Annotated in this window: 29 protein-coding genes and 1 CRISPR repeat array (1 of these 30 running past the window's edge); of the genes, 14 read left to right on the forward strand and 15 right to left on the reverse strand. The window is 45.0% G+C overall.

Annotated elements, in window-relative coordinates; all coding sequences use genetic code 11:
• Nucleotides 1-181: direct repeats of the CRISPR family, unit length 36 nt (it extends 1,239 nt beyond the left edge of the window).
• A gap of 680 nt (nt 182-861) precedes the next feature.
• Together E5S67_RS16415 and E5S67_RS16420 are read left to right on the forward strand one after the other, a co-directional pair.
• Nucleotides 862-1,509 (forward strand): tyrosine-type recombinase/integrase, encoded by a 648-nt coding sequence (locus E5S67_RS16415; protein WP_343045296.1) that lies wholly within the window; start codon nt 862-864, stop codon nt 1,507-1,509.
• A 75-nt stretch (nt 1,510-1,584) separates the two neighbouring features.
• Nucleotides 1,585-2,640: a GIY-YIG nuclease family protein gene (locus E5S67_RS16420; RefSeq protein ID WP_339382888.1), complete on the forward strand. Its 1,056-nt coding sequence runs from the start codon at nt 1,585-1,587 to the stop codon at nt 2,638-2,640.
• A 117-nt stretch (nt 2,641-2,757) separates the two neighbouring features.
• Here E5S67_RS16420 and E5S67_RS16425 read toward each other — a convergent pair whose 3' ends face one another.
• The 8 genes from E5S67_RS16425 to E5S67_RS16450 all read right to left on the reverse strand — a co-directional run bounded on the left by E5S67_RS16425 (nt 2,758) and on the right by E5S67_RS16450 (nt 8,546).
• A complete protein-coding gene (locus E5S67_RS16425; protein ID WP_172189038.1) occupies nt 2,758-3,153 on the reverse strand; it encodes a hypothetical protein in 396 nt (131 codons plus the stop codon).
• Nucleotides 3,154-3,239: 86 nt separating this feature from the next.
• Complete coding sequence (locus E5S67_RS34770) at nt 3,240-3,362, reverse strand: DUF6753 family protein (protein ID WP_422614752.1); 123 nt, start codon at nt 3,360-3,362, stop codon at nt 3,240-3,242.
• Between the two features lie 229 nt (nt 3,363-3,591).
• Nucleotides 3,592-3,942: a hypothetical protein gene (locus E5S67_RS16430; protein WP_172189040.1), complete on the reverse strand. Its 351-nt coding sequence runs from the start codon at nt 3,940-3,942 to the stop codon at nt 3,592-3,594.
• A 266-nt stretch (nt 3,943-4,208) separates the two neighbouring features.
• Nucleotides 4,209-7,163 carry a pentapeptide repeat-containing protein gene (locus tag E5S67_RS16435; protein ID WP_172189077.1) on the reverse strand — a complete coding sequence of 985 codons (2,955 nt, stop codon included), beginning with the start codon at nt 7,161-7,163 and terminating at the stop codon, nt 4,209-4,211.
• Nucleotides 7,164-7,388: 225 nt separating this feature from the next.
• Complete coding sequence (locus tag E5S67_RS32485; protein ID WP_216670508.1) at nt 7,389-7,532, reverse strand: hypothetical protein; 144 nt, start codon at nt 7,530-7,532, stop codon at nt 7,389-7,391.
• A 143-nt stretch (nt 7,533-7,675) separates the two neighbouring features.
• Entirely contained in the window at nt 7,676-7,903 is a 228-nt protein-coding gene (locus E5S67_RS16440; protein WP_172189042.1) for a hypothetical protein, read from the reverse strand.
• Nucleotides 7,900-8,241, reverse strand: coding sequence for a HepT-like ribonuclease domain-containing protein (locus E5S67_RS16445; protein WP_172189044.1), 342 nt, complete (start codon nt 8,239-8,241; stop codon nt 7,900-7,902). Before E5S67_RS16445 ends, E5S67_RS16440 begins: the two co-directional genes overlap by 4 nt.
• The gene (locus E5S67_RS16450) at nt 8,238-8,546 is read right to left on the reverse strand and encodes a nucleotidyltransferase family protein (RefSeq protein WP_172189046.1); all 309 of its coding nucleotides are present in this window, start codon (nt 8,544-8,546) and stop codon (nt 8,238-8,240) included. Before E5S67_RS16450 ends, E5S67_RS16445 begins: the two co-directional genes overlap by 4 nt.
• Before the next feature lie 177 nt (nt 8,547-8,723).
• Between E5S67_RS16450 and E5S67_RS16455 the strand changes: the two genes are divergently transcribed.
• The 4 genes from E5S67_RS16455 to E5S67_RS16465 all read left to right on the forward strand — a co-directional run bounded on the left by E5S67_RS16455 (nt 8,724) and on the right by E5S67_RS16465 (nt 12,020).
• Nucleotides 8,724-9,074 (forward strand): hypothetical protein, encoded by a 351-nt coding sequence (locus E5S67_RS16455; protein WP_172189047.1) that lies wholly within the window; start codon nt 8,724-8,726, stop codon nt 9,072-9,074.
• A 268-nt stretch (nt 9,075-9,342) separates the two neighbouring features.
• Nucleotides 9,343-9,549 (forward strand): DUF6753 family protein, encoded by a 207-nt coding sequence (locus E5S67_RS34775; protein WP_422614753.1) that lies wholly within the window; start codon nt 9,343-9,345, stop codon nt 9,547-9,549.
• 154 nt (nt 9,550-9,703) lie between these two features.
• Nucleotides 9,704-11,431: a hypothetical protein gene (locus tag E5S67_RS16460; protein ID WP_172189048.1), complete on the forward strand. Its 1,728-nt coding sequence runs from the start codon at nt 9,704-9,706 to the stop codon at nt 11,429-11,431.
• Entirely contained in the window at nt 11,415-12,020 is a 606-nt protein-coding gene (locus E5S67_RS16465) for a hypothetical protein (RefSeq protein WP_172189049.1), read from the forward strand. The genes E5S67_RS16460 and E5S67_RS16465 overlap by 17 nt, the downstream gene beginning before the upstream one ends.
• Nucleotides 12,021-12,118: 98 nt before the next feature.
• On the opposite strand, the gene E5S67_RS16470 is transcribed toward E5S67_RS16465, so the two are convergent.
• Nucleotides 12,119-12,379, reverse strand: a complete 261-nt coding sequence (locus tag E5S67_RS16470; protein WP_246276817.1) for a hypothetical protein — start codon at nt 12,377-12,379, stop codon at nt 12,119-12,121.
• 308 nt (nt 12,380-12,687) lie between these two features.
• Here E5S67_RS16470 and E5S67_RS16475 point away from each other — a divergent pair, with 308 nt between their 5' ends.
• Both E5S67_RS16475 and E5S67_RS16480 read left to right on the forward strand, forming a co-directional pair.
• Nucleotides 12,688-12,900 carry a hypothetical protein gene (locus tag E5S67_RS16475; protein ID WP_172189050.1) on the forward strand — a complete coding sequence of 71 codons (213 nt, stop codon included), beginning with the start codon at nt 12,688-12,690 and terminating at the stop codon, nt 12,898-12,900.
• Nucleotides 12,901-12,963: 63 nt separating this feature from the next.
• A complete protein-coding gene (locus E5S67_RS16480; RefSeq protein ID WP_172189051.1) occupies nt 12,964-13,356 on the forward strand; it encodes an HNH endonuclease in 393 nt (130 codons plus the stop codon).
• On the opposite strand, the gene E5S67_RS16485 is transcribed toward E5S67_RS16480, so the two are convergent.
• The 5 genes from E5S67_RS16485 to E5S67_RS16505 all read right to left on the reverse strand — a co-directional run bounded on the left by E5S67_RS16485 (nt 13,337) and on the right by E5S67_RS16505 (nt 18,351).
• Nucleotides 13,337-16,282, reverse strand: a complete 2,946-nt coding sequence (locus tag E5S67_RS16485; protein ID WP_246276818.1) for a DEAD/DEAH box helicase — start codon at nt 16,280-16,282, stop codon at nt 13,337-13,339. The genes E5S67_RS16480 and E5S67_RS16485 overlap by 20 nt on opposite strands.
• Entirely contained in the window at nt 16,279-17,151 is an 873-nt protein-coding gene (locus E5S67_RS34440; protein ID WP_172189052.1) for an exonuclease domain-containing protein, read from the reverse strand. Before E5S67_RS34440 ends, E5S67_RS16485 begins: the two co-directional genes overlap by 4 nt.
• Before the next feature lie 116 nt (nt 17,152-17,267).
• A complete protein-coding gene (locus E5S67_RS16495) occupies nt 17,268-17,411 on the reverse strand; it encodes a hypothetical protein (RefSeq protein ID WP_172189053.1) in 144 nt (47 codons plus the stop codon).
• 140 nt (nt 17,412-17,551) lie between these two features.
• Nucleotides 17,552-17,737, reverse strand: coding sequence for a hypothetical protein (locus tag E5S67_RS16500; protein ID WP_172189055.1), 186 nt, complete (start codon nt 17,735-17,737; stop codon nt 17,552-17,554).
• Complete coding sequence (locus E5S67_RS16505) at nt 17,734-18,351, reverse strand: hypothetical protein (RefSeq protein ID WP_172189057.1); 618 nt, start codon at nt 18,349-18,351, stop codon at nt 17,734-17,736. The genes E5S67_RS16500 and E5S67_RS16505 overlap by 4 nt, the downstream gene beginning before the upstream one ends.
• 296 nt (nt 18,352-18,647) lie before the next feature.
• On the opposite strand from E5S67_RS16505, the gene E5S67_RS16510 reads away from it, so the two are divergent.
• From E5S67_RS16510 to E5S67_RS16535, 6 genes are all read left to right on the forward strand, one after another.
• Entirely contained in the window at nt 18,648-18,848 is a 201-nt protein-coding gene (locus E5S67_RS16510) for a hypothetical protein (protein WP_172189059.1), read from the forward strand.
• 39 nt (nt 18,849-18,887) lie between these two features.
• Complete coding sequence (locus tag E5S67_RS16515) at nt 18,888-19,532, forward strand: Uma2 family endonuclease (RefSeq protein WP_172189061.1); 645 nt, start codon at nt 18,888-18,890, stop codon at nt 19,530-19,532.
• A 123-nt stretch (nt 19,533-19,655) separates the two neighbouring features.
• Nucleotides 19,656-20,102, forward strand: a complete 447-nt coding sequence (locus tag E5S67_RS16520; RefSeq protein ID WP_246276819.1) for a hypothetical protein — start codon at nt 19,656-19,658, stop codon at nt 20,100-20,102.
• Nucleotides 20,103-20,390, forward strand: coding sequence for a hypothetical protein (locus tag E5S67_RS16525; protein WP_172189063.1), 288 nt, complete (start codon nt 20,103-20,105; stop codon nt 20,388-20,390). It abuts the gene before it with no gap.
• A 216-nt stretch (nt 20,391-20,606) separates the two neighbouring features.
• Nucleotides 20,607-21,266 carry an adenylate/guanylate cyclase domain-containing protein gene (locus E5S67_RS16530; RefSeq protein ID WP_172189065.1) on the forward strand — a complete coding sequence of 220 codons (660 nt, stop codon included), beginning with the start codon at nt 20,607-20,609 and terminating at the stop codon, nt 21,264-21,266.
• A gap of 45 nt (nt 21,267-21,311) precedes the next feature.
• Nucleotides 21,312-21,554, forward strand: a complete 243-nt coding sequence (locus E5S67_RS16535; RefSeq protein WP_172189067.1) for a hypothetical protein — start codon at nt 21,312-21,314, stop codon at nt 21,552-21,554.
• A gap of 498 nt (nt 21,555-22,052) precedes the next feature.
• Here E5S67_RS16535 and E5S67_RS16540 read toward each other — a convergent pair.
• Nucleotides 22,053-22,261, reverse strand: a 209-nt coding sequence (locus E5S67_RS16540) for a transposase (RefSeq protein WP_172189069.1), incomplete at its 5' end; no start/stop codon positions are given.

Below are 22,261 nucleotides of genomic sequence, written 5' to 3' on the forward strand. Positions count from 1 at the left end.
CACTCGTTGGGGAAACTAATTGAATGGAAACACAGGAATTTTTGTGACTACTTCAACCTGAAGAGGAGGTCTAATCCCCACTCATTGGGGAAACTAATTGAATGGAAACTTTCATTCATGTGCGTTGTACTCTCAGTGGAATGTACTCCCCATTCGCTGGGGAAACTAATTGAATGGAAAAACCCGGATAGCCTATGGTGGCAGTCCGGGTTTTCTGTCTTCACTCGTTGACGGCAGTTAAACGATGAGGCTAGAGAGTTTGCGATCGGTGCAACTAGCTCAGGAAAATCAATTTCTCCATCTTGGATTTGGAACCCCTACAACTCTCAAAATAGGTTCATATCCTGACCCAGGGCTTAACACTGCTACAGATTCATCAGGATATAAGCATTTCCCTGCCTAACCTTACCCTGCACCCTGAGCCGATCGCCTTTTTTGGTAGGGATTAGAACAACACCGACTAGGATCGCCGGACAATTAGAACAAAACTTAAAAGCACTCAAACCCTTGTTTAGACGGGAAATAGTGGCACACCCCCTGTCACGGCAGAAAGTGTCGGATTAGCGGCTAGGTACTGGCAGAGGTTCTGACTGTGGCAGAAGTGCGATCGCAAGGCGCAATTAAATTTCTATCTTAAATCCAGATTTATTTTTAGAATACCCGATAGCGATCGTCGCTCATCGAATCTACGATGACCCTTATTTTCCTTGACACCTCTCCTACCACGTTAAGAAATACCCCCGATCGATGCAGCAATGCAGTATTTGCGGCAAACTTTGTGGTATTGGGTCAAGTTTACCAAGCATGAAGATAGAGGGACATGGGCAGGCCAAGATATTCACACAAGAGGAAATCCAGCTTTTGTTCAACGAAGCTTTGCAAACCTCACGCGATCGCACCCTCTTCGGAGTTTGTCTCTACACGGCTTGTCGGATTGCTGAAGCTTGTTCCTTAGAAGTCATTGATATTTACACTGCCAGAGGTGCAGTCCGACCTACAATCAACTTCCGCAAGCGCAACACCAAAGGAAAACTCCAAACCCGAACGATTCCGGTCATTGAAGATTTGCGAAGTCTCCTAACATCTTGGAAACCCAACGCGGGTCAGACTTATTTATTCCCCGGCCGCTACCCGAAACACCACTGGAAGCATTTGCACCCCAACTCAGCGGATCGGATTTTGAGAGAAGCGTTCGTGAGCGCCGGCATCGAGGGAGCATCCACCCACAGCTTCCGTCGCACTGCTCTGACTCAGATGAGCAACGCCGGAATTCCGCTGCGGATTATTCAAGAAATCAGCGGTCACAGTAACCTCGAACAGTTGCAGAAATACTTAGAGGTGAAGCCGGATCAAGTCAAAGGAGCGATCGCTTCACTTTCCATGCTTTCCTACGCGGGGAAAGAGGTATTTCCCCGCGTACAGGATGAATTACCCGCTGGGCCGTTACCGAGAGAGCAACTGTCACAAGGCCTATCAGACTCGGAGCCTGAAGAAATTCCCGATTGGTGACGAGCAATTTTAGATTTTAGATTTTAGATTTTAGATTTTGGACGCAAGGTTAAAGTCACGCATCAAGAGCATCGAGTGCCGATCGCTTTCTTTCCCAAGGCAGAAGCCCTAACCCCTGGATTTGTTAGAATCGTTGGTCATGTGGAGCGGGTGCATCTCCAAAACCTGCTTTTAGGAGAACTTTTGACAATGTGGCTAAAATTTGGTGTTGCTCCCAGTGGCGAACTGGCGAGCATTGATGAAGTTGTGCGCGGAAAAACTCAGCTAACTTGTCTCTACTGCGGTGGCGGATTGACAGCGAAAAAGGGCTCGGTGAAAGAACATCACTTCGCACACAGTGAAAAAACTTGCAAGTTCGTCAGTCAGCGGATTAAAACCAAAGCTTTCCCATCGCTGCCTCTCTACGACAGCTTCAACATCCAGCTTAAGGGTGAGGAATTAGAACAGTTGAAGGTGCTGTGGAAAGAGTACGGCGCACAAAATTACGCCATTCCCAAAGACTTGGTAAACTTTCGGTGGGAACTCAAAGGATTGGTGGAGTCGTCGGGCGATGGCTACGCCCCGTTCCTACGCACTTATCACTTTACCGACTTGGGTAAAATCCCCGTCGGCGCGCTTCCCCTGGTGTTGTTCAACCAAGTCCAAGAACCTTTGCTGCTGTCAGAGTTAATGAAGTTGGAAGGCTCTGTAGAGATTGCGGAAGCTGCGGGTTTATCTTGTTTGGAAGAACGGCGGGCTGATTTGCTGATTTATCGAGCGCAGCTTCGTCGGATTCTGGTGAATTCGCTCTATTTTCTGGAAGTCAAAGCTGACGAAAGCTGCTTCTATAAAATTGGGGTGACAACTCGATCGATCGAGGAACGCATCGCCGAAGTGCAGCGGGATGTGAAAGCGCATTACTCGGATGTGACCGTCAATTTGCTGGGACTGTGGGAACACCGGGGGAATGTGGAGCTGTACTTCAAGCACCGCTACAAAGCTTTTAATTATCGCATTGGGAAACTGACAGAGTATTTTGCGTTTCCGAACGTCAAGGCGGTGCTGAATGATTTGTACGGGATGGAACCCAAAACTTTGAGTGATGTTGATGTCGATGTTCTCAGCTTGCGCTACTTCCCCGAAGTCAAATAACCCGTCTTGTGCTGGTAAGATTTCTTAGGCAACTTGATGCCATTTTCTTTCTTCGTGGATGCTGGCGCGTAATTGGCTAGGAGCTGGATTGGATTTGTCAAGTTTGACGATCGTTTTCTACTTATACTTATGACCTGACTCTGCTTCAAACCATCCCTTCGCCGTTTCTAAGGATACAGTTACGAAAGGATTATTAGTGAGAACTTTAACAAGCTCAAGGCTGCCTGCCTTTGCAGCAGCCAAAAAACGATCTCTTAACGATGGATCATTTTGGGCTAGCTGTTCAAGCTCCATTTGTAAGACTATCTGCTTCTGACGTTCAGAAGCATTCGGCGGATATCGCTGTGCTAAGTCATTAAGCAGTTCCTCAATTTCTGAAACAGCATCAACTAAGCTCTGTTTTTGCGCTTGAACATTAGTTGTAACATTCACTTGTTGTTTAGAACTATCTTTCGCCAAGTTAGTGCTAGGATGGGTCGCCTTACTCTGATCGATGTTAAAGATATCAGACATATTTTAAGCTCCTAAAACTCCAGCCATTAATATTAATTCTTAAATTTACGCTGTTCCACAGATTCTACCCAAATCATGCAGAATCCTTAAGTAGCAGGCTTTCCCGCCACCTCCAGAGTCACCCCCAAACGCCGAACATCCTTTTTACACTCTAAATTAGTCAGACTATCCGAATTCCACTTCATCAAATTCCGAGCCAACTTTACCAAGGGCGCTAGTCATCCACCGCGCAGAGCTTTTCCTTGCTCGCTTTGTCAGATGAACTCGTTGCAAGGAGCGCAAACTCTCCTTGCCACCAAAACAAACCCATTAATTCTCTCAAAATACAAACACCAAACGGCAGATCCGGATAACCGCAGATACTAAAGAACGCGAAGAAGCAGCTCCCCAGTCAATTTGGTTTGGCGAACCAGATAACTGAAAGCTTTTGCGATCGCCTCAAACCGAATCGTCCATCCACCCGCACTCCGGGCAGTCCCAGTGCACCGGCGGCGTTTCGTACTTGGGATAAGTCATTTCACATTGGGGACAGCGGCCGGTAAACAAGGGGTGGGTGTCCAGCAGTTCTAATTGTTGCTCTGGTGTCCACCGCTGCCTCGGTTGCAGGATAAGTTCGCCGTTGTAGTAGCTTGCACCTTCGGGTTCCCATAGTTCCTCCGGTTCGGCGTCGGGGTCTTCTCGAAAATCAATGCAAGTATTAGTGTTAGGGCCTGTGGGATGCACGGCACAGACGAGGTGTGGGTTGCGGGCAAAGAGGAGGCAGCGATCGCATTCGGGAAGTTTGGGCATGGCGGGCGGGTTGGGCTGTATGTCAAGTTTGGGAACGTTAAGGTAGAACGCTGATTTTTCGCAGGCTTACGCCTACTTTGAGATTGCAGAGTTGGCAATTTCAATGGCAGCATCGGGCTGGCGCAGTTTGGATGCAACTTCGTACAAAATATTATTAGACCTATTGCAAAATAATTTTGTGCTACTATGGAAAGTTTAGGCATTTTTATAATCTAGCAGGCTGGGCAAGTTTAAGGAGATGCCAATCAACACAATAATTCAAACTTTCACCTAAAATTGAGCAAACTTTTAACTATAAGACCTATTTTTTTTACAATAGGTTTAATAAATTGTTGCAACTTTCTAAGTAAATTTTGTACCAATATTTGCTCAGGTGTACACTGTGGTTCTGATGTAACACTAGAAAGGTTGAATTGTTGTGTGGCTTGGTCTTTAGCTATTGCTGCGCTAGGAGTGACTGCATGACTTTGATTAATATCGAAACTATCTGAGTCAGATCTACTCTCGGCTATAGCTGTGGTTGTTATAGCTATAGGTCTGGCAGCTTCCCGTTCTATAGCATTCACTAAACCTGCTTTTTCCTTGCGATAAGCTCTCAACCGAGGAAGTTTGGAGAATGGCATACCTACCATTTCGGCAGGTAATTCTGGAAATTGTTCTTCCCAGTAAACACCTCTAAAGAAATTAGGCTTTTTCCCATCCTGTATTAACTCTATTGCCTTCGCCGTTTCTCTTTTTACACCTTCACACTGCTGTGCTGAAGATGACCAGAAAAGCTGAAAAATATCACTAGACTCAATTATTCCAAAAAGTTCTTGCATTTGCAATGCTTGATCTCTAACTCCTGGATTGCGATAAGGTATTGCTTCTGTAAACATTGAAATTCCAATAGCTTCATACTTTTCTTTGAAATCCTCTACTACTTCGTCATCTGCCTCTGAATATGATGCAAAAATAGTTTCGATCAAACCCAAATCTATAGTTGATATCTTTGAATCCTGAGTGTTACCTATTCCGATCGCTAAGGTAATAGGAAAAATGACAGGTAAGGTATTTACAGATATATCAATATGCAAATATACATAATCTAATAAACCCAGATTTATTTTTTCATTAATTTCTTTGCTTTTCTGGTATTTTATTCTGAAGTTAAATTCCTGAAAATCTTCAAACCAATTAAATGATATTTTTTCTGGATTAACTTTTACTTCTTCTGAAAACCAGCTTATTTCTACAAGGCTGCCTTCAGGAATTACACTAGAGAATATTGACGAATGTTTTTCATAATCCCAGCCACGTTTAATCTTTGTTATCTTAGTTAGCTTATTTATTTTTGTTTTAACAATTTTTGAAAGTTCTTGACTATACATAAAAAAATACAGTGAATGCCATTTATCATAAGATATATTTTCTGGATATACTACAGAAAACTTAGGTCGCTCTAGATGTTTAGTCTTCTCTTCAATCTGTGTTGTTTCAGTGTTAAATTGTAGCTTATCAATATCTTCTGCGGCTTTAGCTAGATTTTGTTCAACGGCGTAGTTAAACTGTGTACCTATTTGAATGCCGTGGTTTGTCCCGATATTGCTGCCTGCTACTGTGACATCTGGCAGGTTGTATTGATTGTTTTCTTGCACAAAGTTACTCTCCGATGTTGAGCTAACTTCATTGGCATCTGGCAGGTTGTATTGATTGTTTTCTTGCACAGGGTTACTCTCCGATGTTAAGCTAACTCTATTGGCATCTGGCAGGTTATATTGATTGTTTTCTTGCACAGAGTCACTCATCGATATTGAGTTAACTTGAGTTACATGAGAATGGTTAGCTAATAATTTAACAATTTCGTGCATATCTGAATATTTTTTCCGCTCTTCTTCATAGAAGTTTTTGTATTTTTCTAGTTCTTTAAGTGCAAGTTGATAATTTTGCGTAAATTCACTATGAATTTTTTCCTTATTAGTATCTGGAGGAACGCTGACTCTGACGACAACCACGCCATCGCTTTTGTTTTCAATACTCTGGATAGCGAGTTCAGTGCCTTCATTTTCTGCTTCTACTTTTTTGAAGGCGGCGACAAAGGCTTTCCAGTCAATTCCTTTATCAAAAATTAGGTCAATGGTATTTAAAACTTCTTCAAACAGTTTGGTAAATACTCCGCGTCTAAATTCGCCACTGCTGGGGCGGCGTTCGCGATCGTCAGTTCCCGGTTTGGCGTTTTCCAGAAGATAAACAAACCGACAGTCAACGCGATCGAGCTTTGTATTAGCGTCAATGTTCCAAGCTTTCAAACAAGCACCTGTAAAATAAGCTTCTGTAAAATCTGTTGCTAAAGCTTGAGTTTCAGTGAGGTATGCCCATTCCAAATTAGCTTGATGCAAAGTTGCTTTGCTGAGATTAGCCTCGTTGAGATTAGCCTCGTTGAGATTAACACCTGTCAGGTTTGCTCCTTGGAGATCCGCACGGAAATATGATTTTTTGTAGCCATTGCCAGTGATGAGTAATTCTCGGACGCGGGTATCAGCTAATATTGAATTACCGACTCGCGCGCGATCGAGTCTTTCTGTATTGCGGAAGCAAGTGCGAGTGAGATTGGCTGTTCTAAAATCTGTACTTTTGAGAGTTGCCTTAGTGAAATTGGCATCAGTTAAATCGGCATTGCGAAAGCTAGTGCCGCCTGTAGTGGCAAAAGCAATGGCAATTTTGCGAACAAAGGCGTGTTTCTCATCCCCAGCCAGGGCACGCCAAGCAATGTAAATACCTAGTCCTGCCACTGCCCCTGCCCCTGCCGCTGCCCCTGCCACTGCCACTGCCACTGCCACTACCACTGCCACTGCCCCTGCCACTACCACTGCCCCTGCCGCTGTGCCTATACCTTGGCGGATAGTAGCTATAAAGAAGATTGCCACAACTATCAACACAACCACACCGGGAAAAATGGTGTACTGTTTGATGTTATCTGGAGTGAAAAAAACTGCTACCCAAAAACCAGCAAGGGCTGACATCAATCCCGATATTAACGATAGAAATAGTGAGATAGTTACTAGAAAAATTGTCCGGCGGCGTTGCAGTCCGGCTTTGGCACGGGTGAAGTCAGCTTCTATGAGGATGGCATTGGTGAAGTCTGCACCTCGGATGTCTGCACCCATGAAGTTTGCACCTGTAAGGTCTTGACCTTTGAAATTGCGTCCTCGGAGATTTTGATGGGAGAAGTCTTGAGGCATCGTTGATAGCGGAAGAGTGGCTCGCATCTTTATACAAGCAGACTTAGGAATAATCAGGAGTTTCACCGCGCCTGCTGTACTGTATGCAGCAGGACTTATGCACGACGATCCTAGAAAACCGATTTTTTTGCTTAAGTCCTGTGCAGATTGGAAGCGAACGCATATCTCAATGCTAGAGCTTGTGCTTTGGGCAGTCCGATCTCCTTGTCGCAGAAAGCCTGCCTGCTAATGTTTGCCTTGGATACTCGATCGAATCTGCGATCGCAAATTGCACCTTTTTCCTCGGCTTGCCCAAACTGCGTGCCAGTCGCGCAATGTGATACGACAACTAGAAACCAGTTTCTCCCGCACTTCTTTGTCAGAAAACATTCTAACCGATTCGTGTTTTCACCTTCTTATTAGAAGAATCGCTGTTTTTAGGAAGTGCTTTTTCTCTCGGTATTCTTTATTTGGGGAAGCCGATCGAAAAACCACTTGAACTCGCAGTGAATTCAGTAACGCTTACAAGGCTTTCAGTAAATGCAGTCGATGTGCAGGACGAGCAGAATACCCAATCGATCGTCCAGGGGCGTTGAAGTCCCTCGCTCATGCGTTCTCCCTTCTTCTGTGGCGAATAAAGATGCTGGCAGTGCATTAGACCACGGGGCGCTTTTACGGTCATCAGAAACTCTGGGGAAAAACGCTGCTGCCAGAAACGCTGCTGCCAGAAACGCTGCTGCCAGAAACGCTGCTGAACTCACGTATCTAGCAACTCCTGTAAAATCTGTTGTACTGTTACCTTCAACGGAGGTAAATTATTTTGTACGATCGCCCAAACTAGGTTCAGCGACACTCGGAAATATTCATGCACTACCAGATTCCTAAACGCTACAATTTGCGCCCAAGGGACTTGAGAATATCGGCTAGTTAACTCGGACGATAACGCATTTGTTGCTTCTCCGATAATCTGGAGGTGATGAACAATCCAAATTTGAATCAATTCTTGGTTATCAAATGCCTGCCTGCCAAGGCTAGCATATCGTTCAATTGCAGCTATTGCATCTAATATATCTTGCAGCCGTTCCGCTTCTCGTCTCAAAGTGGTACAGCCTCCTGTAAAACGCGCTCCCGAATACGTTCTTTCAACATATCCACTGTGGCGATATCGACCTTACGATTGAGTAGTTGTTCTAAATCAAGCAATAACCCACCTGGAAACCAAGGCGTAATTTTTTCTAAATCGTAATCCACTAACAAATCAATATCACTTTCTGGGGTCGCTTCGCCCCGTGCTACCGAACCGAATACGCGCACGTTGTAGGCTCCGTGCTTTTGGGCAATGGCGAGAATTTGCGATCGCTCATAATACAGTAATTCTTGAATGCCTAATCCTGTTTTGCTCATCAAACCCTCCTCAACGCCTTAAAATGGTGCCCTCATCGCTATTTCTAGTCTGGCACTTTCAGCAACAAGTTACGCCCAATTACGCAAGCTATCGCTACACAACGCCATTTGCGATCGCCACCAACACCTCAATTTTTGGGAAACTAAACCCAAACCCAAAACCTCAACACCTCCGCCATGCCCAAAATCCATGAGTGCGATCGATGCTTGCTCTACGCCCGCAACCCATACCTCGTCTGTGCAGTTCATCCGACAGGCCCTAACACCGATACTTGCATTGACTTTCGAGAAAACCCTAATGCGGAACCCGATGAACTGTGGGAACCCGAAGGGGCAAGCTACTACAACGGCGAACTCATTCTGCAACCACAGCAGCGGTGGACACCAGAGCAACAGTTAGAACTTTTGGACACGCACCCACTGTTTACTGGTCGGTGTCCCCAATGTGAAATGACTTATCCCCAGTACGGAACGCCCCCGGTTCATTGGGATTGTTCGGCTTGCGGGTGGATCGATGATTCGGTGTGAGGCGATCGTTCATAGTGATTGGGCGATCGTTAGTTTTATTGGCTACGATGCAATGAAAACTTAGTCGGGGAAATTGCTTTTGCTGTCAGTTCTCTGGTTCGTCAGACAGAATTGACGAGGGTAGCGACTTCTGCGCGTTCTTTGGTGATGGCGGGTATTCTGTTGACGACGTTGTGTGTTGGTGTGGTGCTTTGATGAGATGGATAGGTTTACTTTGGTCTGAGGGGGATTTGCGCCGGGGGAGCCGATTCACCTGCCTCAAGAACAGGTGGAGGCTTTGGACTGGGCAACTAGCGCTGAGGGGAAGTTTGCTCGGAATTTGATGAAGTGGAATGCGGATAGTCTTACTGATCTAGAATGTAAAAAAGATGTCAAGCGTCTGGGGGTGACTCTGGAGGTGGAGGGAAGGCCAGCTACAGAAGGATTTTGCACAATTTGGGTAGACCCTGTGGAAAAGCGTAGATTTAGGAATTAAATGTTTGCGGTTTTATGGGCTATAATGGTGTGTTAGACCGCAACTACGGCACAATTAATAGTTAGACTGCTTATATAGTGATAGTGGCTGTGCTAGTTTTTTGTCACGGTTAAGATTTAGTTTGTTAACCGTCGAGATATTCAGACACTCCCTAATGCAAAGTGATTATTCCAGACTGGTCGAGTTGCTAATCAGTGGGCAAAGTGCAAGTAAAGGATCATACGATCATCTCAACTGGAAATTAATTCTGGATGGGGGAGAGAGCAATCCTACGTTCGCTCAGCTCACTAGCTTACATGAATCACTTCACTACGCTTTAAACCATTCAACTGTATATGGAAACATATTGATTGCCATCGCATATCTTGCAAGAGAAACTCAAAATCATGAGTATCTGGAGCTCCTCCGTGCTTTAACCAACAATTGTAGGGAATCCCACGAAATATATGCAACTTATACCAGTCTGTTAGCTTTTCAAGCTTCTGAAAATCATAGTCTTAACCGGGAAACCTTTATCGATCAATATCCTGAATACAAAAAGTACATTAATCAAGCTGAGAGCCTGTTACCCCAGAGAGCAAGTATTTTTTTGAAGATAATTGCGTTGGAAAGTATCATAAAAGCCTGTTTACAAAACCCTATTTTCTATGCAGTCTGCTTGCCAAATATCAGAGATTTTTCCGTTGCAAAAATAAGAACCAAACACTATCCTGATTCTCGCTTAAGATTAATTAGTGCTGTTCTAAATCAGAAGCATTGGGACAAGTGGTTGGAAGTATTTATTGAAAACAATAATAGCTTTGATACAAATTATTTGTTGTGTATACTAACCAGGAATGACTTTAAATTTAGCTCTATATCAGACACGGAATATGAAAATTTGTCTGAGGAATTAAGTGCCTATCTGGATGCTTCTATGAAAGAAATGTTCTCACAAGTTGGGCAAGAATGTTTCATTACAGGAGAACACTTAGGGTATTTGGATGAATTATTGAGTGCTGTAAACAAAATATATCCATTTGAGCGTGCAAGGATTCCACTTATTGCTAACACGGAATCGGAAAGTCTATTGTATGACTTAAAAAGTTTTACAAGGGAAGCCCTCTACATAGCAGAATCTCCAATAGAGATGAGAATTTATGATTTCAGTTCTATTGAAAGAAGAGAATGGGAAAACCTTTCAAATACAAGCGGTGAGATTAAGTATTACTTCCTTGTCTCCAGAACAAAAGAAAGTCTAATTAATCAATATAGTATTTCAGATCAAGATAGGGAGCTATTACTGAAAAATGAAGAAGATTTTGTCGTTGGATTCAGGAAATATGATCTTGAGAACGGTCAAAAGGTAATAAGGATTTATTTGCTTGAAGAAGCTGAGCAATTGATAGAGGTTGACAATTATTCCGCTATTAAAATTTTCAGCAATACCTCAATGATCTTAATGGCGACTAAACAATGGACGAATAAGTGGAGAGAAGTGATTAATAAGGTTGGGCAAAAAACTATTTTGTTTGACTTGTCTCCATTCGAGCATATCGAAAGAACACTGATTAATCGGTATGAGCAAATCAACTTGAATCTGGTAAGCCTCCAATCAGAGGAGATATCTGTTATTACACTCGTCTTTTCGTGCGAGCGCGATAATGATAGTATTCTATTTTTGGCTCCTTGTAGCGAACTAACAGCAAGTGCTATTATCTACTTTGTAGAGAGCTTTAAACTTGGAGAAAAGCTTTCCCAAGATGCAGAAAAGTTTGAACACTATAAAGCAGATGTGAGCCTCGTGCTAAAACATCTTATGCAAGAAGAAATGTGTTTCAGTTTTAATGCAATGCAATCCAACTTTGCACGAAAGGAGTTTGATAATGACGGATTTCATTAATATTTTTGATTTGATTGAAGACGGTTCCTCGAATTCTACTGTTTCCGAGGCAGATGTATTGCGTTTCTGGAACTCAAATGTTCCAGAAACTGAAAGTGGCTTTCTTGATGAAGAAGCAAGGTCGGTGTTCTCTTCCTCGTTTTTATACTATTCTGGAAACCCCCACTCTAATCAGCAGCTAGCCTTAGAGCCGGGAGGTTGGACAGTGAAAGTTAGTAATAACGTTTTGAAAACGAGTCTAGTGGCTGCATCACTAGCTGGGCTCTTATACCTGTCTGGGTTTGATAGTATTCCCGGATATGTTCTGCCTACCGTTCTGCCATTGCTTATTGATATTGAGAAAGTCAAGCTTAAAAAGAGCGAGAAGTACATTCTTGCTGAATTAAGGCTTAACCCTGAAATCGAAAACAGAGAAATGACAGCAGAAGCAATTTTTGGGATGCTAGATGAATCCTTAAAAAGCCAAATAGCTCTCCCTGATTTCATTGATTTTTTGGATAAGCTTCACATTAGTGGTGATGCTACTGTGATTAGAGAGAATTTTTATAAAATCAATCAAAATTCAACCTTGAAAATCACTTTCTTGTAGTTTGGGTGTTAGAAACAGTCTAACAACTGTGTTGCAGCGGACGGAATAGAGATTATCAGTGAGACACAAAAGACTCTAGCCGCCGCTGAACACGACCGTTAGACTACGAGGCTAGTCGGTGAACAATTCGGGTAAAATCTAATCTCAAGAATCTTCTCAGCTAGAGCATTACCCAATTCCCTCGGCTCCAGCTTATGCAACCCACCCCCATACACGCGCCCCTCACCCATCAACGTCTGATCAGAAATGCGATCGAGCGCCTGCCACACCTCTTTGAGCAATCCTGGCTTATCCAAAAGCACTTTGGCAAGAGCAGGTTTAGGATACAGCATCAAATAGACATTGGTAGCCGTAGCCATTGAGTGAGTCCGAATAAATCGAAAAGGCTTACCTCTACCAGTAAGCCAACTTGAGGATAGCAAGTTAAAAAACCCAGGGGTGGCCGGGACTGTGTGCGATCGTCAAGCGAGTTTCTGCTGCTGTGTATTTTGTGTGCTCTCACTTGGCGATCGCTCAAGAGTCAGACAAGCGTGAAATGATGGGGAGGCACTAAGAAATATGGGATGCAAAAAATGACTGACTGGTCGCTCGAACAAATCAATTTGCTGGACACCGACTACGCCGACATCCTTCCCACAGCAGCCTTCGCCCATTCAAGCTGCCACTGGTGAGGTCGGGGATTAACCCATCAGAAGCCCGCATCAAAACCAATTTCTTCACTCGGGTGCGCCAAAAACCCGACACTCCCGAAGGAGGGGCAGCTTTAACCGAGGCTTGGGAAGCAGGTTGCGGGTTCGAGCCCGAACTCGAAGATTTTCGCTTACTGGTAGAATTCCTGTGGGAGAATCAAGAAAGCGTTGAAGTTGACCTTGACTGCTGATAATTTAGAATTTACTTTCACTTCGATAACAGAGCGATCGCCATATTGTTGGAGAAATGAGCTGTGGCAAAACCAAAGAGGTATCCCGACAATTGGCAAGAGATTGCGCTCTCGGTGAAAGAAAACGCAGGGTGGCGCTGCGCTAAGTGCCATCAACAATGCCTCCGACCCGGTAAACTCCGACCCGGCAAACAAAGCGGCTTAACCAAATCTGAACGATGCGCTTTAACTTTGGCGGTGCACCACCGCAATCGGATACCGGAGGACAACCGCCCTGAAAACTTAATCGCTCTGTGTACCGCGTGTCACCTTTCGTATCACAATAGGGGTCAGTCTAACGTATCACCGGGGCAATTATCCCTGTTCCCTGATGATGGCATTGATTGGGATATCATGAATTTTTACCAGGAATCGGAACCGGACAATTTATCGGCTGTTAAATTGAAGAATTTGTAGCTATTGCTTCAAGCAGAAACAGACCGACTTTCTTGTGCAGTCCCTGGTTTTGTTGGGGACAGCCAATCTGAATCAAGCATTTAGGGCAGCCGTCCGAACACTCGCAATTTAAGGCTAGAAACATGGCTTTAGCAGCGAATAACGGTAACTGCTTCCCGATTTCTTCAGATGCTCCATTTCCCCCATCTGTGGTATCAAAAAAATAGGCGATGATACCCGAATCATCTTGCTCTACCGTAGAGTTCACATCGTGAGTAGAGGAAAGCACGACTAGGGGAACAGCTAGTTGAATTTGATGAGCCATACTGTGCAACGCAACTGCAATTGGATGACTTTTAAACAAACCTTCCAAATCTTGAGGTATATCATCTCCATATTGGGCTTTTGCACTAGCTTTTTGGCGGTTAACTTCGCCTGTAATTGCTGCAATTAGAGCCGGGTTGACTTCGACTTTAACGACGGGAGCTTCATATTGTATTTGATAGGACGGATCGAATCTTACTATTTGAATAAGCTTACTTATTTCGATCGATTTCAAAGTCTGACCACAAGACGGGCATACTTTGCCTTCAAGAGGTTGTTGGTGGGGACGGCATTTGACATTAGTGCAAGTTTGTCGATATTCTCTTTTACAAAGCTTATATCCCGTAACTTCTGAGGTAATCTTCCCCCATCCCAAAGTTAATCTCAGCCTTGCTTCGGGTAAGCTGGTAGGAATAATGCGGGGTTCTTCTAGCTTTTCTAAAAGTTCGATTTGTAAACCTACATCAGGTTCAGTAAATAAGCTAGCGTCTTCTTCAAAAGGCTGGAGTATTGCTTTGTTCTGCTCGATATCTAAGCTTTGACACCGATAAGTCACTAAAGTATTGCCTTCATCAAAAGCTGTATAAATTGCACCGGGAAAGACTTCTCGATAGGCAATGTCACGCGACATTTCTTCAAAGGATTCTCCCGTATTCTCGTCAATTAATTCAATAGCATCTATAGCGTTGCCTCTAATATTGACTCGCCCATGAGGTTCTCCTCGCCCTCGGAGCGTACTATTGGGAGAAAGGGAAAGTCTGTTTTGATCCAGCAGTCCCTCAGCAACGGCACCTCCCACAGCCTCAAATCGACTTTCAACCTCAACAGCAGGCAAACCGCTTTCGACACAGCAGCATTCCAGGTGCTTGCTCACAATGGTGGGATAATTGGGATTGAATGCGGCGCTTTCTGCTTCTCCTGTGAGCAATTGTTCGGGATGCTTGCCGTAATAGTAGTCTAAGGAACTTTGGGCAACTGGCAAGAAAATTACCAATCCCGGACTGATTCTTCCAGCACGTCCAAGGCGTTGACGAAAGGACATAATTGAACCGGGATATCCCTTCACCAAACAGCAATCTAATTCCGGTAAATCCAGACCTGCTTCTAGTGCTGATGTGGAAATAATTACTTTAAGTTTTCTTGTTCCCAGTTGACTGATGATATTTTGGCGACGCTCACTTTTTAAAGAGCCGTAGAAAGCCGTCACTTTTTGCGCTAAATAACTATTTCCCTGTCGCGTACTTTCTTTTTGAATTAAATCTACGAGTTTTTTAACGGCTCCTCTACTATTGCAAAAAACAATTCCGCTCAAGTCTTGTTGCAGCCAAGCTAAAACAATCTTGCAAGCATCGGAATTCGCTGTTTCGCTGGGAGCTAAACACAAAACAGTTTTTCCAGCCGTACCCGCCCCGCTGCTTTCAATTAAATGCAAGCGATCGGGTTGAGACGTTCTACCGCTAAATCTCATTGCCATGTCTCGGGGGTTGCCAATTGTAGCGGAAGAACAAATAAATTGGAGCTTGCTGCTGTTGCCTCCCACGCTGTCAACAGCCCTACGCAAACGGCGCATTAGGTTGGTAAAATGAGCTCCAAACGCGCCTGTATAGGTATGACTTTCATCAATCACTACCCACCGCAATCGTCGCAGGAATTTCCGCCAGGGTTCCCATTGTGAGACGCGAGGAATCTTTGCTAATTGATGGTGCAGCAAGTCGGGACTGACCGCTAAAATATTAGGGAGATGAGGCACAAAGAGTCCCAAACGTTCGGTATAGGGAGTATCGCCTGTCATTTGCCCCACTTTTACACGCTGTTCCGGGGGAAAGGTTTCGACAATACGTTGCAGTTTGCGAAACTGATCGAAAGCTAGAGCTTTCAGCGGAAAGATATAGAGCGCGGAAGTTTGAGGGCGATTCAAACAATCTTCGAGAATGGGGAGGTTGTAGCACAGGCTTTTTCCCGATGCTGTAGGAGTCACAATACTTAAATCGCAGCCCTTCCGCAAGCAATCTAAGGCTTCAATTTGATGCGAATACAGTTGGTGAATTCCCAATCCCTGAAGAGCATTTTGTAAGGGGGAGGGTAAGTCTTGTGGAATGGCGTACAACGAACCAGATGCGGGAGGGGTAATGCGAACAGCGCTAAGATTTGAAGCTAACTCAAGTGCGATCGCTCTAAATTGAGGTTGAGGAATAGCGGCAATTTCTGCTGCACTTACCTGAGAAAAGCTAGCAGACTGTATTTCACCTGCACCATTTTCTTCAGCTTTGGATAAGGATTCAGGTGTTTTAGGTACGTTCCCAGGGGCGATTTCATTCCTTTCAACAGCTTGCTGCCAATCTTTGTATAGAACGGGAACCGAGTATCCGGGAAACTTCACTATAAGTGTGTTACCCATCCAAGACATAACCTCGCCTTGTCCGTACTTGGGAGAACTGAGCGGCTGCCCAGGGTCTAGCCACTCAGGATGCTTTCGTTCGCTGTTGGGAGTCACAGCGCGGATAAGAGCAGCATAGTCAACGGGTTCGGGGTTGGTCATTGTTTTGGGGATAACTCCAATTGCTTCATCATAAGCTTCTTCTTCCAGACTGCTGGCATTCTCTCCCGAAGAAGGCGGCGTCATTGACTGTTGGATTTGCGCTTACTCTCAGGAATCGGCACGGGGCAATTGATTCGATCCGAATCCGCTGCCATCTTCTTAATTAATTGGAGGGCTGCTATGCAATCTCCCAACGCTCGGTGGTTCCCGCTCGATAAAGGGAAATACTTATAATCTTTGTAATAGTAGCTCCAATCTCCTCCCCACTGTGCCGCCCATTCCATCAGGCATTCGGAACGTTCTTTTAAATTTAAACTTGGCAAGTTGTGAAGGTGGCAGCAGTAATTTAATATTTTGATGTCGAATTCGGCATTGTATATCAAAATCCGTTTATCCTCAAGCACTTCGGCAATGCGGGGATAGACTTCGGTAAAAGTAGGAGCATCGGCTACCATTGCATCAGTTATGCCGTGAATGTCTGTTACTTCTGCGGGTATCGGAATTGAGGGCTTTATGAGCGCATCCAGCAACATTTCACCGAGACGATCGATAATTGTTATCTCTACAATTTCCGCATCATCTAACCCCGTTGTTTCAGTATCCAGAATCACCAAATCGTTCTGGCTTAATTGTTCTCTTGCCCAAAGAACAGCACTCACTCTATCTTTTTCTATGAAACCTACTTCGCGATACCATTCTTGATAATCACGCTTGATTTTGGCTTTGAGCCGGTTGGCAGCAAGGGTTTGCAACTGCTTTTGGGTAGGCTTTCTTTTGGGTCGGCAGCATTCAAGATTGTGGATATCGTAAAGGAACACGTCGTATTTTCGAGTAGGAATAACGCCTGAAGGTTTCAGAGGCGATAAACCAAGTTCTCCGAGTTGCTTTTTAGTTTTCAGGTGTGGTGGCGGTTCGTTAGGTTCGCCCCACCAACTGTATTTTGTTAGTTCCACAATTGCAGGTTCCCCATCTCTGCCATTTTATTATCGCATCATCAAGGAAAATGAAAACAACTACTAATACCGTATTTCTTGGTAATGGAGCGCTTGACTTTTACCCCAATTTGCTGCTATTCCCCAACCTTTCCAAATGTTGACTCAAGGGCATGATACCAGTCTGTCGCTTTCTGGAATGCTTTACCTCCCGTACCGCAGCCAAACACATCTCGACTGCTTGCCGTGACTCCCAATTTTAGTAAACTCGATGGTTCCATTGGCCGCATCGGCTGTTAAAAACAGCTACGTCTACAGGCATTTGATTGGCTACTTATTAGCTAAAACGCTTGAAACTCTGATTCTTTCGTTAGCTGTTTTCGGAGTCGCTCGAAGTAGCTAACGAAGAATCAAAAAAAAATTATTTTCTTTCCGGCGCGCTAAACGATTTGGCATCCCAGATACCCCAGACTTCGCGGGCAGAAGATACGGCACCTTGGAGGGCTTCTGCTGGCGATCGCCCGAACACTACGATCTTGCGGGGTGGATTGTACTTGCGGGTAACGGTAACGCTCCACCGAAATTGATGGCTTCTGAGTGCTTTCATCGATCGTCCCTCCCGTCACCGGCATTGGGCAATGTCTCTGAACTTTGGGCTAACAGAGAACCCGAGAGCAAGCGAACCATTTGCAGCGCTTCACTTTCAGACATCCAAACATTTAAATGTTCAGATATTGGAAACAACTCTAAGACGGAACACTCTCCTAATGCCTCCCACACAGTGCAGGAGTAGTGCTGGGCGTAGGCGATGCCTTCAATGAGCGCCTTCTTCTGAGTGGCGGTACTGGTTGTCAGGAGTTCTTGCCAGCATGGATGGAGTTGGCTGCACGAGAATTGGTCGGCGATCGCTCGCACCAAACTCAAAGCTTCAGCGGATGTTGGCAGGAAGTCGAAAGCCAGAGGCCACTTATCCCCGAATAATTCGATCGTGGAGCATTCTTTGATAGCGCGGGTGAGGGTATCGCTTTGACGGAACGAATAGACGGAGGCTTCCATCAAAGCGCTCAGTTCCCGGTGCGGCATCGCGCTAACAGATGCCAACAACTGGCGGTACAAAGCGGAAGTTGCTGTTGTACCTGGTTCTGATGCGGCTGCGGGTGCAGGTGCTGCCGAAAAAGTTGCAGCCGATTCAGCGGGTATCGGTATCTGCGGTTGTGTCATGATTGAAAAACCTCATTAATGTGAGTGCCACACCCTGCCCCATTCGATTTCCAGTCATAGGGGGCGGGGTGTGGTTTGGGGTTTTTGACGCTAACAAAGCTTAGTGAAGCAACCATATCGGAAGTACAGATAACTGTTTTATGCTTCTGCTTGGTTTGCAGGCGTTCGTGGGTGTATGATAACTCATACGGGATGTTTAATGCAAACATCCCGTATGCGTCTATTGACCCATTAAGCAAAAAACGAGCTTTAACGGGTAGTCTGGGATATATAAAGTAATTGCATTAGATATCCCAGTGACCGAGCGAAAAACTACAGAACCAGTACCCACCTTGAAAGTCACATTTCCTTCTCGGACGCTTCGAGAACGGTTCAAGGCTATTTGTGCGTTGAACGGAAAAAACATGAATGAAGTGCTTATCGATTTGGTCAAACAGTACATAGAACAGAATCAGCGGAACGATCGCCCTGAAAGTGAAAGCGACCGAAAATCATAGGGCTGACTCCATACCTAATGTCTACCAACTGAAAATGTTATGAGCCAAACCCAAACAATCCCCCAAACAATCACGTTTGATGAGTTCGCAGCCTGGTATCCAGAGAACTCTATTCGCCGCTACGAACTGCACCACGGAGCAATTGTTGAAATGCCTTTAGGAACTGGTCGCCATTCCCGCGTTACAGGTTTCATCCGTTCAAAACTATCAATCGAAATTGACCGCCGCTCCTTACCTTATTCCATCCCCGGCGACTGCCTGCTCAAACCCGTCCGCAACGAGGCGGGCTACCTGCCAGACGCAGTTGTCCTAGACGAAGCAGCTCTGCGCCAGAGAGAACCGCGCTGGGATAGGGAATCCATCATCGCGATGGGGTCTTCGGTACGGCTGGCTGTAGAGGTCGTCAGCACGAACTGGCGGGACGATTACCATCTCAAATTCGCCGACTACGAAGAAATGGGCATCCCCGAATACTGGATTGCGGACTACCTCGGTTTGGGCGGCCGCAAGTTCATCGGCACTCCCAAACAACCCACGCTCTCGGTTTGCCAGTTGGTTGACGGCGAGTATCAGGTAAAACAGTTTCGGGGAGATGACCGAGTTGAATCGCTGGCTTTCCCGGAATTGAACTTGACTGCCGAGTTGATTTTTCGAGCCGGTCTGCCCTTAACCGAGCCGAGCTAGAAGGACTGGGGGGGCGATCTGGCAAATAGGTTCCATTACACGATGGGTTCATGGTGCCAGACGGCTCGTATCGGATGAGCCAAACCCAAGTCGCCGAAGCAGCGGGCTCTCAAACAGCGCAACGTGTCCGATTTTTTACGCTCAAACGCCGGCGAAAGCTTGCTGGGTGAAGGTTACACGAGTACGATTTTTGAGCGAGAAGAAATCGAAATCGAGTCTGAACCCGGTAGTCGGGGGCAAAGTCGGTTTCTGTCCGTCCCTCCAGAAATTGCCAGCGCTTACTGGCTGTGGCAAGCTCACCGGGGGAACAAAGCTGCCTTGACTATGAGCATGGGACTGATTACCGAATCTCTCGAACGTCGGTTTGACGAAGCTTTCGGCGTTACCCGCACCGAGACTGAAAGAAACGAATTGCTCAGCCAGCGAGTTCAAGAACTTGAGCGCAATATCAGAGAAGCGTTTTGGGTTGACGATGAAGCCAGAGCCGAGCGCGACTACTTTGAGCGTTTACTCAGAGAGAACGGCATCGATCCTTGGAGAATTCCGGGGGGTGAGGAGGAACCGGGCTAATTGCACTCGGCAACTATTGGGGTTTTTCTAATTCCAAAATTCCTTGACAGGCGTTATTTAGTTTTAGAATCCGCTGCTGACTCAAATCTCAACGAAAACGAACTAGAACTGGTTGAGCGTGCGCTCCAAGCGATCGCCGACAATGACCCCGCAGCAGCCCGTGATGTCTATTGCCGCGTCCATGAATTGGGAGTCAAAGAAGCGGTGAAAGCGATGCTAAGCAACGATGAGAATGAGGATTTTAAACGGCTAGTTAAACTTTGGAAGAAAAGCAAAACTCAACTTTAATCTAAGACCAAGATGCCTGTCAGAGTTTGGTGTATACCCGCAATATTGGTTTTCCTGACCTAGCCTTAGCGCTTTTAAGTCCTGGGTCAGGATATGCTCATATCTTGATCGTTCATAAGTCTTTACAGGCAGCTAGAGTGGCTCTTAACGGACTCGCGATCGGCTTTGGCAGAATATCAGTTAGTGTTCCATCTATAAAACGTACCCTTGGTTAATATGCCGAATGAATCTGATGAGTTTGATGAATTACTGAAAAACTTTCGCCCCAATCCTGACTTACTGGAACAACTGAAAAACTTTCACGGTGAAGAGAAAGAAGTTTCCATTTTCTTCGTAAATCTTTACGGAGTTGAGCGCTTAACTCAGCAAATGGAAGTAGAAACTCGCGTCGAGCTGTTCCACCACTATTTTCAAGTGATGGTGGAGACTGTTTTTGAACATCAAGGCACAGTAGATAAATACATTGGCTCAACGATTATGGTAGTTTTTAAGTCACCAATGCCCCTAGAAGACCATCCACTGATGGCAATTAAAACGGCATTGGCAATGCGAGAGCGACTACCAGAAATCAACAGTTCCTGGTTTCCAGAAGAGCAACATCCGCTGAGTATAGGAATCGGCATCAATACAGATCGTGTTTTCTGTGGTAATGTTGGTTCCCCTCAACGAATGGACTTTACTGCCGTGGGGCATGGGGTGAATGTGGCTAATCATTTGAGTCAACAAACGCAGCAATATGCCTGCGATATTTTGATTGGTCAAAAGACGTATGAAAGTTGTGCGGAGTATGTTCAAGTGAGAGAAAGAGACTCGACCCAACTGACACCCGAAGGAAACCCATTCAATGTTTATGAGTTGATTGGATTGAAGGCTTAATTTTTGTCGAGCCAAAATCTTGCTTTATGACCGCAACGACCGATATTGTCCAAAAACGCTGAGTATTTGCAGGAATTCAAAGAGATGTACTCGGAAGCCTTGGTTAATCCAGAGGTAATTACCTCAAAATCCGAAATTATCAGACCAGACCTTCTTACTTTGCAAATAATGTATCCAAATAATTGGGAAGCAGCAGCAACTTATTATGGATACATTCTCCCGAATTCTCCGGCGGTAGAAATTCAAGAGGATATTTCTAAGGTTGAACCGCGTGACACAAGGAGTTGATAGAAAACTAGCGGTTACATATAGCGGTTACAGAATGCTTTGGGTAACCTGTAGCAGTTGTGGCTGTTAGATATTTATAAGCGCTCTTTGACATACCTAACCCGCCAGAACTGCTACAGCTTCATCAGTACAGGGAAGTGTGGGGCTGTTGGAACCGTAACGACAACCACGTGGGCAAAATGGGATTCTTTCTCCAATTGGATTGTGTGTTCAGTTCACTCCGCAACCTTGCGGGATTTGGTTATAGTCCCGGTTTGCCCTTTATAGATGTTGTCGTTTTCCACAATTGTCACGCGGTCGCCTTCTACAAACGTTTTATGGCTAGCTCCCACATTTGAGGGAGTTAGGGGGGTAGTCGGTGGTAGTTGTGAGGGAGTTACTGAGGGAGTTTTAATCGTTACTGGTACTGGGTTTGAGGGAGTTGAGGGAGTTGAGGGGGGTAAGCTGCTACGCAGCTAAACCGGATAAAATAGCATTGCCTTTATTTTTGATTTTTCGCTACCATTTGATAACCATTTCTCCTTCGTTTAATAATCTATGTAGTAATTCTGACAATTCTTCTACTGACTTAAACAGTCGATGTGCTATATATTCTTTCGCTGAATGCCAGACCAACTCAATCAAATTATAATCTGGGCTGTAAGGTGGCAAAAATTCTAAAATAATATAAGGCATTTCGGCTGATATTTGGCTCAGAATATCTTTCT

The sequence above is a fragment of the Microcoleus asticus IPMA8 genome (assembly GCF_013179805.1).
Classification (GTDB): Bacteria; Cyanobacteriota; Cyanobacteriia; order Cyanobacteriales; family Microcoleaceae; genus Microcoleus; species Microcoleus asticus.